Source organism: Haloplanus sp. GCM10025708, from assembly GCF_042663985.1.
Classification (GTDB): Archaea; Halobacteriota; Halobacteria; order Halobacteriales; family Haloferacaceae; genus Salinirarus; species Salinirarus marinus.
On record NZ_JBHSZA010000011.1, the window covers coordinates 1,580,054 to 1,593,285 of the forward strand.

Here is a 13,232-nt window from a genome sequence, read left to right on the forward strand (position 1 = left end):
CGCTACTCGTACGACGGCGCTTCCTCGGGGACGCCGTCGCGTGCGTTCACCAGCCGAGCGAACGTAAAGAGGGCGTCCGACAGGCGATTGAGATAGGCGATAGCCTCCTCGTTGACGGACTCGTCCGCCGCCAGCGCCACCGCCCGGCGCTCGGCGCGGCGGGAGACGGCGCGTGCGTGATGGAGGGTGGCTCCCGCCTCGCTCCCGCCCGGCAGGATGAACGACTGGAGCGGGTCGAGTTCCGCGGTAGCCTCGTCGATCCACGACTCGAGTTGGTCGACGTGGTCGGCCCGCACCTGCGGGTCGTCCTCGTCGGGGTCTGGGTTGGCGAAGTCCGCCTGCACGACGTGGAGGTGGTTCTGGATCGCTCCGAGCCACTCGTCGACGTCGCCGTAGCCCGTCGGGCGCGCGGTGCCGACGAGCGCGTTCGCCTCGTCGACGGTGCCGTAGGCTTCGATGCGGGCGCTCGTCTTCGAGACGCGGGACATGTCCCGCAGGTCGGTCATTCCTTCGTCGCCGCGGCCGGTGTAGATCTTCATGCGAGCGTCCGTTCGACGTAGTCGAGGATGTTGTCGCTCTCGGGCATCACGACGCCGCGGGCGTCGTCGACGAGGACGGGGACGCCGCGCTGGCCGCTCACCCGCTTTACCTCGTTTCGCTTCGAGTGGAGCGCCTCTACCCAGACGGTGTCGTAGTCGACGTCGTTGGCGTCGAGGGCGTCGTGGACTTTCTCGCAGTACGGGCACCCGTCGAGGGCGTAGAGCGTGATAGCCATACCCACGAGTTGGGTCGCCGCCGGCAAGTAATTTCGCCTCGTACGACGGGTAGTGTCCAGATAAGCTGGTTCCATGCGAAGGCAAACGCTTGTAACCAATTTTCAGCGGTACTCGGTTCGACGTGGCTGAACGTATTTGAAAACTGGTGAGTTTGTCGTTTTACTTCATGAAAGACACGTTCGACGGCCTTCCGATTCCCATGTGTAATATGCTGGAATCGGAGTCCATGACGGTGGCAAGCCGCCTGCAACCACGGAGCACCGTCGACAAGAAAGGTGGCATCGTCGATCTGATGTTTCTCACGTAATTCTGAGAGAAACATCGAGGTAATCGCGGTGGTTCTCGTCGGATAGAGCCGAAGGAGCAGGCGGTTGGTATTGGGATCGACAGCAGCGTACAGCCAATATCGCTCATCGTTGAGTTGAATTACGGTTTCATCGACCGCAACGTGATTCGGATCAGCACCGTCTGTCGGCTGTAAATCGGCCTTCTGTACCCATCGATGCACGGTGCTTCGATGGCGATCGACACCCAACATCTCAAGAATAGAGACGGTATCCGAGAGTGATAATCCAGTCAGATGGAGTTGGATACCGAGCTTCATCGCCGGCTCAGGTGTCGCCTCTCGCTCCAGAAATTCTAACTCGATACAACCGCTATCGCCGCTGAGGCGGTCGAGATCGAGCATAGGCCACTCAAATCTTTGACTGCCTCGTTCCTTATCGCAACGCTACCTCAACAGCGTCCAGTGAGTTTTGATCGTAGAGTGGTGTGGAATCGTAACTGGGCCATTCGTAATGGGAACGTTGTGCGATGTGACGGAACACTATCCGCTGTGACGCGCGAGTCGCTGTCACTAATGATTCTAGCCGCTGCTCTCTCAAGAATTCGTCCAACGGACTAGAATAGACCCCAGAGGTTATGCTGTAGTGCTAAGGTTGGATCGATGAATTTGTTCTGCCGGCGTGTCCTCACCACGTCGTTTTCACTTATCAAAATCGGTGATAGTCATCTATTCTACCCGAAACTCGTCTGTATCAGCCGATTTTGCCCGCGACAAGAAGCAGTTTGGCTACAGATTTCAGGCTCGACAAGTCAGATGATCCCGTACAGTTCGCTGGCAGGATTGACACAATTCGGCGAGTCGCACAACCGTTACTAAGACAGGATACGTCACAGAAAAAGTCGAATAGAGGTACTGTACGAGCGAACGGTGAGTAATTGCCACCTGTCCATCCTTTGCGGTCGTCTGCCGAAGTGTACGTTGCCGTTCTCGGGCGATGCGGACTCACATCCCAACACAGGCCCTCAACCCACGTTCCCGAACCGGTAGACAGAGTGGTTAGGCGTACGTCTGGTAGGCGATGAACGCGGCTATTGCGACACAAACGACGCCAAGCCCGCGGGCAATCCACGTCCACCGGGCAGGAATCGCTTTGTCAATGCCGTATTCACCGCGGCGTCGACGATTCGGGCCGACAAACACGGACAGCCGAAGCATGGTTCGCGGCGCAACAAGTAACGCGACGCCGAGCGCGGCACCAAGGACGATCGCAAGGAGTTCGCGTACCCCGGCCATCTACGAGCGAAGCCGTTCGATGCGCTTTTCCATCGGCGGGTGCGTCGAGACGATCCGCTGGAGGAAGCCACGGTCGGGGCTGGAGATGCAGAGCGCGCTCACCTGCTGGTCGACGTTCGCGTCGCGGCGCCGGTCGCCGCGGGCGCGACCACGACCGTGCTGGGTATGCCGAGCCGGTTCTCGGGTCTGCTGGTTGCCCTGGTGAATTTTCTCGAGGGCACGAGCGAGCGGGTCGCCGGAACCGATGGCACGTCTCGCATCGGCGTCGGCGACGTACTCGCGGTACCGCGAGATGGCGAGGACGAAGATCATCACGACGAACTGGACGATGTTGCCGACGACGATGGCGAGAAAGAAGTCCGCGAGGTCGTTCTCGCCGGTGAACAGGACAGCGAACTGCGCGACGATGGCGACGATCGAGGCGATGCCCTGTCCGAGCTGCATCGTGATGACGTCACGGTTGTCGATGTGCGCGAGTTCGTGAGCGATGACGCCCTCGAGTTCGTCGCGGTCGAGCAGCTGGATGAGCTCCCGGGAGATGACGACGGTGCCGTTGCCGCGGCGGCCGACCGCGAACGCGTTCGGCACACCCATATTGGCAATCTTCAGCGACGGCTTCTCCATGTTCTTATCGCGGCAAACCTGCTCGACGAACTGGTGAATCTGCGAGTACTGGCTCTCGGGGAGGTCCTCGGCACCGACGCTCCGTAAGGCGGACCACTTCCCGATCTTGTACTGGACGACGACGAGGAGGAGACTTCCGACGATGGCGAACGGAAGGATTCCTGGCCGAACGCCACCATCGCGGCAGCGACGGCGACGAGATAGAATCCCGCGAGGATGACACCGACGACGGCCATCCGTACCTTGAGCCCGAAATGTCTCATAGGGGAGATTACGAGGTCGGACGTATAAACCCGGCTACTACAACCCGATCAGATCGTCTAACTCCACGTCACGCAGGTCGCCGCCACAGACCGCGCATTCGGAGAGACTATCCGGGGCGGGACCACCTTCCATGTGTAGATTTCCACACTCAGCACAGACTTCGAACTCTGCTTCAAGCATACACGGAAGCCACAGGGCCACCGATATGAAGCTTGTGCCGGACCCGCTTCGCTGACAAACCAGTGTTAGGTTTCGACCTATTCGATGGTAGTTAAATCGCCAGTTGATGCAACGGGAGCGTGCTTATCTGACTGGGGCGTGTAGCAGCTGGTGTATGCCTGAAGAAGTCCTGTTTAAATCTGAGAGCGCCCAGAGCCGAGACGAAATCGCGTCGTACCTCCGGAGCGTCGCCGAAAAGCTCGAACAGGGGGCTCGATCACCCTGAAGGCAGGGTCAGAGTCCGTCACGATGGATCCCCCGGCACGGCCGACGTTCGAAGTGAAAGCCGAACGCGAAGGGCCGACGGATGGCCGTGGAGAGTTGAGCATCGAGTTCGAACTCGAGTGGGATGAAAACAGTGAGGGTGCTGAGGGGAGCTCTGGTAGTCTCGAGATCGAGTAATTCGGTAAAATGGCGTTCTAACGACCTTCGCACCCCCGTTAGCCGAGTCAGGTTGATGCCTGCTGGTCGAGTGGATCCTCAAGTTCGCCCATTACCGCTTCGAGGGCATCCGTCGCCGTGAGGAGTCCCACGACGTCACCATCTTCGAGGACGAGCGCGAGTTCCTGGTCCTCGGCTTGGAACTGGTCGAATGCGTCGCTGACGTTCGTCTCCGTCGCGAGTGTCATCGGGGGTGCCGCGATCTCGGTGAAGGAGATACTGCCCTCCACAAGGTCCTCGTAATGGTCGATAATCGACGGTGCGTACACAATTCCGTGGAAGTCGGTCAGCTCCTCACCGACTGGTGGAAATCGGGTGTGTGGCGTGTTTCGGATACGGTCGAAATTCTCGTCGACCGAGAGTGTGGTCGAGAGCGCGATAATGTCGTCTGTCGGAACCATGATCTCGCTGACTGAGAGTTCGTCGATGTCGAGTGCGCCAAGGACTTCGTCGCGCCGCTCCTCCGGGGGTTCACCCTCCTCAAGAAGCGAATGCAGCCGATTACGGAGCCGGGCTCGTGATTCGAGAATCTCTTCTTCAGTTTCCAGCCACGCCCCGGTCATCTCGATACGAACAACTTGAGCGCGGCCTTGGCGATCCAGTCGCCGAGCGTAATGAGCGGAGAGATAAGCCAATTAAACCAGTACAGCGGTGTCGCTCCGTACCGGCACACCATCCGGGAGCGCTCGACACCGAGATAGGTCGGCGTCTGTTCGCCGTGCGTGAGATGGACGAGATTGATAATCCCGAATGCGATTATCGCACCCGCTCCGATCGACGCGAGCGGTGTGGCGGCGAAATACGGTTCGAATAACGCCGCCAGGGCGGGCTCTGCGACGATCCCGACCGCGATGCTAGATGCAGTTATCCCGACCTGACACGTCGTGAGATAGATCTCCAGGTCGTTCGTCATCTCCCATGCCCGTTCGAGGGCCGGTGCCATCAATGAACTCTTGTTCGCTGAACGGTCGAGCGCGCGTCAATGCGAACTCGATAGCGACGAAGAAGCCGTTGGCCAAGATGAGAGCGAGACCAGCGACCAAGCGGAGGCTAAGCTCAAGCGGGTCATTGTGTCCGGCTACTGAATCCTCGCAGTAAATAAGTAAGGAAGTTCGATAGGCGCGAGACACCTCATGGAACCGCTACTTCCCGCGTCCAACCGTGATGACGGGAACTGGTGCAGCGCGGACGGTCTTCTCGGCGACGCTCCCGAGTAGAATCCGATCCGTTCCCCGTCTCCCTGTGGTCCCCATCCCAACGGCGTGGATATCGTTCGCTTCGATACAGTCGAGAATTACCTCAGCAGGCGCTCCGTGTTCGATATGGCGGATAGTATTCGTCACCCCGTGTGTTTCGGCCTCCGAGACGACGGTCTCGACAGCGTCGGTCGCGGCCTGCTCGCTTTCTTTCCCGGAAATCGTCGACCGGACATCCGGCCCGAGTACAGAGTCGTCCACGACAGACAGGACGTGTATGGTTGCATCAAGCGACGCCGCAAGTTCGACGACGTGCTCGGAAGCGTGCGTCGCCGCGGGACTCCCATCCGTTGGGATGAGGATTTTCTCGTAGGGGAATTCGAGCGTTTCATCGGGCTGCATCCGAGCTGTGAGGACGGGAACCGAGGAGAGCCGGACGACCTTCTCGGAGACACTTCCGATAAGATATCGTGAGGCCCCTTCACGACCGTGAGTCGCCATCACGACTAAATCCTGGTCGTACCGCTCGGCGTAATCCACGATCGTCGGCGCCGGATTGCCCTGGACGACGTCGGTGTCGTATGAAACCCCGAGTGTATCGAGCGTTTTTGCCGCCTCGTCGACCACGTCTTCGCCGTGTTGTTCGAGCGCATCGACCGTTTGGCCCTCAACGACGGTGACGCTGTCACGTGTCGTGTCGGCAACGTAGAGTACGTGGATGGTCGCGTCGGCCAAGTGAGCGATCTCGCTGGTGTGGTGGAGCACCTCGGCTGCCCCGTCGCTACCGTCGTACGGGATGAGAATGTTCTCGTACATAGCTCGGTAGAACATGATACGTGTACCCGTCTCCTAATGGTTTGCACCTATACTCGAGAGAGTCGTTTTCAACGCTCGGAGACCGCCCAGCGGACGCTCATTCCTGCGTCCCTATACCGGTGTATACACTCGAATTTGTCCATCGAGCAGTGGGTTTCTGACGTTTGTCTCCGCCGCTTCGATACTGCGGCTCAGTCTGTTTCGTCCGCTCCGGCCGGCGGTTCCCCCGTGGCCGGATCTGGAGTATCACGATCGACGGTCACTCGGACCTTCTGAATGCGAGTGTCCTCCACCTGTTCGACGCGCAGGTCGACGTTCTCGTACTCGAACTCCTCGCCTTGCTCGACGAGACGGCCCGCGAGGTTGAAGATGAAGCCCGCGATCGTTTCGAACTCCTCGCCCTCCGGCAGGACGATGTCGAGCGCCTCGTTGACTTCATGGATGTTGACTGAGCCGTTAACCAGGGCAGTATCGTCGTCGACGAACTCAATCGGGTGCTCCTCATCACCCGCCAGTATCTCGCCGACGATCTCCTCGGTCATGTCCTCCATCGTGATGAGGCCCTCTGTGGCGCCGAACTCGTCGATGACGACGACCATGTGCATCCGGTTTTCACGCATCTCCGAGAGAAGTACGTCAACGTTCTTCGACTCGGGGACGTGGAGCGTTGGATTGATCACTTCTTCCACATTGAGATCCGCGAAATCGTCGTAGTTAGAATCCTCTAAATCACGGATATCGAAGATACCAATCACGTTGTCCAGCGTGTCCGCGTAGACCGGCAGCCGGGCATGTCCTGACTGGACGCAGGTCTTGATAGCCTCCTCGACAGTCGAGTCGCTGGAGATTGCGGCCATGTCGAGGCGGGGGTCATCACCTCCTTGGCGGTGGCATCGGTGAATCGCAGAGCGCGCTGGAGCATCTGGCGTTCTTCCTCGTTGAGGATACCCTCTCGCTCGCCTGTCTTGATCATGTTCCGGATCTCGTCACGGCTGACGTACGAGGATTCGATGGCCGAGCTGCCACCGACGACCTTGTTTACGAGTGAGGTCACGTAGTGGAACAAGATGATGAGCGGCCACAGCACTTTCTCGACGATTTTCAGGCCACGGGCGACGCGCCGTGCGTGCAACTCGGTGTTCTCGACAGCGTAGGACTTGGGCGCAGTCTCGCCGAATATCAGGACCATCGACGTGATACCAAGCGACGAGACGATGACTGCCGTGCCCGGATCAAAGTAAAAGCCAACGAGTGTCGTCGAGATCGAGGACATCGTGATGTTGACCATGTTGTTTCCCACGAGAATCGTCACGAGAAGGCGGTGGGGGTCCTCCTTGAGGGACTTCACCGCGCGCGCGCCGCGCAAGCCCTGCTCAACCATCGCGTCAACTTGGTGAGCGGGCAGGGAGAACAACGCTATCTCGGACGACGAGAAGAACCCAGAACCCAAGAGGAGTAGGAGAATCAGGCAGATACCGATCGCAGTGATTCCAGCCTGCCCCAGTTCGACACCGATAATCGGGACAGTGGACAGTATGATACTGGCCTCAGATACTGCTGTGAGCACAGATGACACCATCAATACCGGCTATTACCAGAGCAGAAAAGTAACCCTTGTGTACCCGTCGTCAGAGTCGCCGGAGAAACCGACATCGGTGCGCGGGGCTATTCTCCGAGAACCAGGAGATGATCTTGGTAGTCGACATCTTCCAACCCGTCGAGCCTGCCGAAATGACTGACTAGGATTCGAACGAGAGAGCTGTGAGTCGACGAGTTCGTGGTAAACGACGGCTGACCACGCATGGCGTATGCATTGAGAATGGTCTCATCTTCTGGCCAGACGGATTTCGTATCGCGATATGGAGTTTATCAGAGTGCGGAAATCAACATCTTCAACACCGCTGCTCCCGGAGTCGGGCGCATGAGCCTCGAACTCGAACACGACTGCCCGGAGTGCGGCAACGACGCCTTCTGGCAGACGGCGAGCACGAACGTCCACCTCGGCGAGAAGACGAAATACCGGTGTACCGAGTGCGACTACGGGCTCGTCCTGATAAACGGCGTCGACAGCTCAGAACACCAGGTTTCGACGAACGGCGGCGTGACCACCCGCGCGCGCTTGCCGTCGCCGCGGACGACGATTCTCACTTTCGTGCCCGGATCCGCGTGTTCGACGGGCAGGTACCCCAGGGCGATGGGTTCGCCGAGCGTCGGGCTCATCGTCCCGCTCGTTATCTCGCCGATCTCCGTGCCGTCGGCGTCGGTCACCGCGTAGCCGTGACGGGGGATTCCGCGTTCGAGGAGTTCGAAGCCGCGGAAACGCGCCTCGACGCCCTCCCTGTCGATCCGTTCGAGGGCGTCGCGGCCGACGAACTCGGTGTCGAGTTTGACGGTGAAGCCGACGCCCGCCTCGTAGGGGTTCCGGGGTTCGCTTCGGGGTCGAAATCCTGCCCGGAGAGGAGAAAGCCCATCTCCATGCGGAGGGTGTCGCGCGCGCCGAGGCCGCAGGGCTGGCAGTCGATGGCCGACCAGACCGTCTCCGCGTCGTCCCACGGACAGAGGAGTTCGAAGCCGTCCTCGCCGGTGTAGCCCGTTCGGGCGACCCAGCACCGCACGCCCGCGACCGTCGCGTACGCCGCTTCGAACCGCGAGAGGTCGAGAACGTCGCCCCCGGCGACGTCGGAGACGAGTCCGGGGGCGTCCGATCCTTGCACCGCGAACATCGCCCACTCCTCGGTGTCGTCGCGGACGGTGGCGTCGAGCCCCCACTCCGCGCGGTGGCGCTCCCAGCGGTCGTACATCTGGTCGTCGTGGCCCGCGTTCGGGATGAACAGATACGACGGCGTGTCGGCGTCGCCGTCGACGTCGTCCGGAAGGCGATAGACCACCGTGTCGTCGAGAATGATACCCTCTTCGTCCGTGATGCAGGCGTACTGCGACTCGCCGGGATCGAGTTCGGTCACGTCGTTGGTCGTCAGCCGTTGCATCAGCGTCGTCGCGTCGGGGCCGAACACCGAGATCTCACCCATGTGCGAGACGTCGAAGATACCGGCGGACTCGCGGACCGCCTCGTGTTCCTGGCGGATCGAGTCGAACTCGACCGGCATGTCCCAGCCGCCGAACTCGGTGAACTTCGCGCCACGGGCTGTGTGGACGTCGCGGAGAGGTGGGTTCCGTAAGGCCATATTACCTACTCGGAACACGGAGAAGTAATGCTTTGGTGTCGCCCTCTGATAAATTACTATCCGCTATATTAAATCCGACAGCCGGCGATACGCGTGCTCTGGGGTGGCTCGGAGGGCGACTTCGGCGGCGTAGAGTTCGCGGTCGAACGTTTCGAGGCGAGTGGAGATCGCACCGCATCCGTCGCTCCGGAATCGCACAGTATTTGCGCGCACGACCACCTATCGGACGTATGGACGAACCAGTGCAGGGGAGCGGCGACGTGCGCGTCGCCCTCTTCGTCGACGGGCCGAACGTCCTCCGCGAGGAGTTCGACGTCGACCTCGACGACGTGCGGGAGGCGGCGGAGGCCGTCGGCCGGCCGGCCGTCACGCGCCTCTACGTCGACGAACACGCGACGCCGGAACTCATCCAGGCGGCGGAGGCGCGGGGCTTCGAAGTCGTCGTCACCAGCGGCGACGTGGACGTGAAACTCGCCGTCGATCTGACGCGCATCGCCGTCGAGGGCGAGGCGGACGTCGTCGCCGTCGCCTCGCGCGACACGGACTTCAAGCCCGCCATCGAGACGGCCAACGCCTGCGGTCTGCGGACCATCGCCATCGCGCCGGGCGCGTACGGCCGGTCCGACGCCCTCCGGAACGCCGCCGCCGAGAGCGTCACGCTCGGGGAGTGACAGCCTTTTTCGCCCGCGACGCCGACGGGGCGTATGGAGGAACTCGACACGCCCGTTCTGGACAATCACCTGCACCTCGATCCGGCGAACGGGCGCGGGGTCGACGCCGCACGGGAGTTCGCCCACCTCGGCGGCACGCACCTGCTCGTGGTCAACAAACCCTCGTGGCAACTGGGCGTCGAGGCGGAGACGGGCATGGACTTTCGCGCCGTCTTCGACGAGACGCTGGAGACGGTGGCGGCGGCGAGCGAGGTGCTCGACGGCCGCGCGTGGCCCGTCCTCGGCGTCCACCCCGGCCTGATGACGCGCCTGACCGACGAGCGAGGGTTCTCGCCCGCCGAGGCGCGGGAGTTGATGCAGGCCGGTCTCGACGTCGCGGCCGACTACGTCGCCGACGGGCGCGCGCTCGCGCTCAAGTCCGGTCGGCCCCACTACGACGTGTCCGACGACGCGTGGGAGGCGTCGAACGCCGTTCTGAAACACGCGCTGTCGCTCGGGGCCGACCGCGGCTGTGCCGTCCAGCTCCACACGGAGGAGACGGCAGACCTGACCGACGTCGCGGCGTGGGCGAGCGAGCGGGGTCTCGACCCCTCGAAGGTGGTCAAACATTACGCCGGGCCGAAACTCGACGGGCCGACGCCGAGCGTGATGAGCCGGAAGGAGTGGCTCCGGGAGGCGGCCGAACGGGGCGACCCGTTCCTGATGGAGACGGATTTCGTCGACGACCCGGACCGACCCGGCGCGGTGCTCGGGCCGAAGACCGTCCCGCGGCGCGTGCGGTGGCTCCGCTCGGAGGGATACGACGACGCCGTCAGGGTGGCCCACGTCGAGACGCCGGAGTCGGTGTACGGAATCGACACGGAAGCGACGCTCTCGCGGGGAACGTAATCGTTTGCCGTTCTCCACCGAACGTGAGATAGGAAAGGCATTTGAGTCGTGGTGCGCTCGGTCAAGGTATGACTGAGGCGGAGGATACGTTCTACACCGAAGAACGCTGGCAAAACTGGCTCGATCGGGTGGCGGAGGAGGATCTCGACCCCGAGGACGAGGAGTCCGCGCGCCTCCTGTTGAACCTACAGGACGACGCCGCGATCGCGGTCGCGAAGATACTCAAAGCCTACCGGGAGGGACAGCTCGACGAGGAGGAGGCCGTCCAGGAACTGGAGGAGGTCCGCGAGATCGTCCTCGCGGAGGTCGATTTCGACGACGAGGAAAAGCGGATGCTCATCGACGGCGTCCAGACGAGCCTCGTCTGTGTCTTCTACGCCGCCGAGGAGTACGTCCACGCGGGGGCGGCCGAGGAGGCGAGCGTCGAGGAGTACGTCCGCGCCGCGGCCGACGCCGAAGCCGAGGACGACGTCGACGCTGCCCTCGGCTACCTCGTGCAGGCCGGCACCCGCATCATCGACGGCGACGAACTCGACATCGAACTCGTGGACGAACTCGAATACGGTCTCGTCTCCGAGTGGGTCAACGGGCTCGACAGCCTCCAGAGCGCGATGAGCGACCCCGAAGTCGTCGAAGAAGACGAAGGCTAACAGAACGTCACTTCTGCACCGGCACGAAGTAGGAATCGGTCGAGCCGTCGGCGAACTTGAACGAGATGATGAAGAAGTCCAGGTCGACGTCCACCTTCGATTTGCTGTTCTGATTCGTATCGTCGTCGAACGTGATGGAGATCGACGTCGTCCCGGAGATTGTAATGTTGTTGTTCAGCTTCGTCAGCGGTCCGCCAATGGCGAGGTACTGATTGTTCTGGAGCGTCCACGACTTGGCAATCGGCGAACTGTCGGGGTAGTAAAACGAGACGCGGGCGTGCGTGAGCGTCCTCGTCGACCCGCCGGCATCGAAGGTCATATTCACCCTATCTTTCGCGGCTTCGCTCGCACTAACGAACAGCATATCGTCCGGGCCGGACGGATTGATATCCTCGCTGACGTCGTCTGCACCGCCCGCGAGGTTGCCAGCGTCGAGAACGACCAACTCGAACGCCGTCGTCTCGTAGGAGTCGTTCGTCCCGTCGCCGTCGTAGTCACGCCACGCTTCGACGGTCGCGTTCCCCGTGTAGTCGCCGTCGGGCGTGAACGTGACGCGTGCGCGCCCTCGTCGTCCGTGCTCGCGACGCTCGACGAGAGCGTCCCGCTCCCCGCCGTCACCGAGAAGTTCACCGGCGCACCGGTGACGGGGTTGTTGTATCGGTCGCGCACTTCGACGACGAGCGTCTTCGGCTTCCCGGAGAAGGCGGTCTCGTTTTCGGTCACGCCGAGGAGATACGCCGGACCGGGCGACGCCACGACGCTCGAATCCGACCGCGTGCGCAGTTCGACGGCGGCGAGGCGGAGTTCGTACTGCCGCAATCCGTCGAACGTGACCGTCGCCGACCCGTTTCCGTGCGGCGTCGCCGAGACGACGTTCGGGTTGCCGTCGACCAGCGACTGGCCGACCCGCTCGTTCCACGCGGCGGCGTCGTCCGGCGTCGGGACGGTGATGGAGAAGTCCTCGCCGTCGCCCGTGATCGTCACCGTCCGGGTCGACGCAGTCACCGGAGTGGCGGTGACGGGCGTAACGTAGCCGGCGGTGCTCATGTCGCCGCGGAGCGTGACGACGGTGATACGGTTCCCCGAGACCAGGGTCTGGCTGGTCAGCGGAACGACCGTGTCGTCGACCGACCGGTACGCGCCCGACCCCGTGAGGACGACGGGCGAGGCGTCGAAGTGGTTGTAGTTCGGGCTGAACCGTACGCGGCTGGCCTCGTACTGCTGGTTCGCGCCGACGGCGCTCCAGAACTCGCGGACGTTTCGCGGCTCGCTCCCGATGGCGCGCACGTCACGGAGCGTCACGTTCGGCGCGTTCGCGGTGCCGATCGACCCCGTCGGCGGCGGGGCGTTGACGAAGATCGTGCGCGAGGGGTACCGCGCGCCCGTCTGGACGTTCGTCCCGGTTACGACGTCCCGCGTGGCCGCCGTCGTCACGCCGTTTCCGAGCGAGAGCAGGTCCTCCGTGGCCTGCTGATAGGCCTCGTACTCGACGCGCTCGTTCTGCTGGGGGACGACCGTCGCCTGGTAGATCGAGAGGCCGATGACGAGGATGCCGAACAGGAGAATCACCCCGACCTGCACGGTCTGTCCGCGGTCGTCGGCGCGAAGCCTCATTACGGGCGGAGAGTCGGGCCGGGAGTAAAGGCTTGTTGCACCGGCGTCCGAACGGTTATTACCGACGGACGGGAGGACTCCGCGTCGAAGCGGCCCCACATCCGCGATCGGTGTCGCGGCGGCTCCGGACTCCTGGGACGGTGCTCCTCGCGGCGACGGCCGTGGTGCTGGCGAGCGTCGTCGGCTACTACGCCCTCTCGAACGTCGGCGACGACGCGCCGGGCGTCGCGAGCGGCGACTCTCCCGGGGAGTTTCGACATATGACGAAATAATCATCGACAAAAACATATATCGGCTGGCAGTAGCTCC

Annotated in this window: 11 protein-coding genes and 6 pseudogenes; 5 read left to right on the plus strand and 12 right to left on the minus strand. The window is 62.1% G+C overall.

From position 1 onward, the window contains the following. Positions 1 to 2 precede the first annotated feature (2 nt). From ACFQJD_RS11840 to ACFQJD_RS11865, 6 genes and pseudogenes are all read right to left on the minus strand, one after another. Positions 3 to 539, minus strand: a complete 537-nt coding sequence (locus ACFQJD_RS11840; RefSeq protein WP_379798444.1) for a cob(I)yrinic acid a,c-diamide adenosyltransferase — start codon at positions 537 to 539, stop codon at positions 3 to 5. After that, positions 536 to 775, minus strand: coding sequence for a glutaredoxin family protein (locus tag ACFQJD_RS11845; RefSeq protein WP_379798446.1), 240 nt, complete (start codon positions 773 to 775; stop codon positions 536 to 538). The genes ACFQJD_RS11840 and ACFQJD_RS11845 overlap by 4 nt, the downstream gene beginning before the upstream one ends. A gap of 59 nt (positions 776 to 834) precedes the next feature. Continuing rightward, positions 835 to 1,464, minus strand: a pseudogene (locus tag ACFQJD_RS11850) (IS6 family transposase); the annotation flags it as partial. A gap of 654 nt (positions 1,465 to 2,118) precedes the next feature. Then, positions 2,119 to 2,355 carry a hypothetical protein gene (locus ACFQJD_RS11855; RefSeq protein WP_379798448.1) on the minus strand — a complete coding sequence of 79 codons (237 nt, stop codon included), beginning with the start codon at positions 2,353 to 2,355 and terminating at the stop codon, positions 2,119 to 2,121. Continuing rightward, positions 2,356 to 3,215 (minus strand): annotated as a pseudogene (locus ACFQJD_RS11860) (M48 family metallopeptidase). A 64-nt stretch (positions 3,216 to 3,279) separates the two neighbouring features. Then, the gene (locus tag ACFQJD_RS11865) at positions 3,280 to 3,423 is read right to left on the minus strand and encodes a hypothetical protein (RefSeq protein WP_379798450.1); all 144 of its coding nucleotides are present in this window, start codon (positions 3,421 to 3,423) and stop codon (positions 3,280 to 3,282) included. 154 nt (positions 3,424 to 3,577) lie between these two features. Here ACFQJD_RS11865 and ACFQJD_RS11870 point away from each other — a divergent pair. Further along, a pseudogene (locus tag ACFQJD_RS11870) lies at positions 3,578 to 3,864 on the plus strand (amphi-Trp domain-containing protein). 47 nt (positions 3,865 to 3,911) lie between these two features. On the opposite strand, the pseudogene ACFQJD_RS11875 reads toward ACFQJD_RS11870, so the two are convergent. The 4 genes and pseudogenes from ACFQJD_RS11875 to gcvT form a co-directional block, all read right to left on the minus strand. Beyond that, a pseudogene (locus ACFQJD_RS11875) lies at positions 3,912 to 5,003 on the minus strand (CNNM domain-containing protein). Positions 5,004 to 5,045: 42 nt separating this feature from the next. Continuing rightward, the gene (locus ACFQJD_RS11880; RefSeq protein ID WP_379798451.1) at positions 5,046 to 5,915 is read right to left on the minus strand and encodes a universal stress protein; all 870 of its coding nucleotides are present in this window, start codon (positions 5,913 to 5,915) and stop codon (positions 5,046 to 5,048) included. A 191-nt stretch (positions 5,916 to 6,106) separates the two neighbouring features. Then, positions 6,107 to 7,494, minus strand: a pseudogene (locus ACFQJD_RS11885) (hemolysin family protein). A gap of 458 nt (positions 7,495 to 7,952) precedes the next feature. Next, positions 7,953 to 9,100, minus strand: a pseudogene (gcvT, locus tag ACFQJD_RS11890) (glycine cleavage system aminomethyltransferase GcvT). Between the two features lie 230 nt (positions 9,101 to 9,330). Between gcvT and ACFQJD_RS11895 the strand changes: the two are divergent. The 3 genes from ACFQJD_RS11895 to ACFQJD_RS11905 all read left to right on the plus strand — a co-directional run bounded on the left by ACFQJD_RS11895 (position 9,331) and on the right by ACFQJD_RS11905 (position 11,309). Then, positions 9,331 to 9,771, plus strand: a complete 441-nt coding sequence (locus tag ACFQJD_RS11895; RefSeq protein ID WP_379798453.1) for an NYN domain-containing protein — start codon at positions 9,331 to 9,333, stop codon at positions 9,769 to 9,771. A gap of 33 nt (positions 9,772 to 9,804) precedes the next feature. Further along, entirely contained in the window at positions 9,805 to 10,659 is an 855-nt protein-coding gene (locus ACFQJD_RS11900; protein ID WP_379798454.1) for a TatD family hydrolase, read from the plus strand. Positions 10,660 to 10,727: 68 nt separating this feature from the next. Then, on the plus strand, positions 10,728 to 11,309 hold the full coding sequence (locus tag ACFQJD_RS11905) for a DUF2150 family protein (RefSeq protein WP_379798456.1): 582 nt from the start codon (positions 10,728 to 10,730) through the stop codon (positions 11,307 to 11,309). Between the two features lie 7 nt (positions 11,310 to 11,316). Here ACFQJD_RS11905 and ACFQJD_RS11910 read toward each other — a convergent pair whose 3' ends face one another. Both ACFQJD_RS11910 and ACFQJD_RS11915 read right to left on the minus strand, forming a co-directional pair. Then, a complete protein-coding gene (locus tag ACFQJD_RS11910; protein ID WP_379798458.1) occupies positions 11,317 to 11,628 on the minus strand; it encodes a hypothetical protein in 312 nt (103 codons plus the stop codon). A 2-nt stretch (positions 11,629 to 11,630) separates the two neighbouring features. After that, entirely contained in the window at positions 11,631 to 12,923 is a 1,293-nt protein-coding gene (locus tag ACFQJD_RS11915) for an Ig-like domain-containing protein (RefSeq protein ID WP_379798460.1), read from the minus strand. Positions 12,924 to 13,063: 140 nt separating this feature from the next. Between ACFQJD_RS11915 and ACFQJD_RS11920 the strand changes: the two genes are divergently transcribed. Further along, positions 13,064 to 13,195 carry a hypothetical protein gene (locus ACFQJD_RS11920; RefSeq protein WP_379798462.1) on the plus strand — a complete coding sequence of 44 codons (132 nt, stop codon included), beginning with the start codon at positions 13,064 to 13,066 and terminating at the stop codon, positions 13,193 to 13,195. Positions 13,196 to 13,232 lie beyond the last annotated feature (37 nt).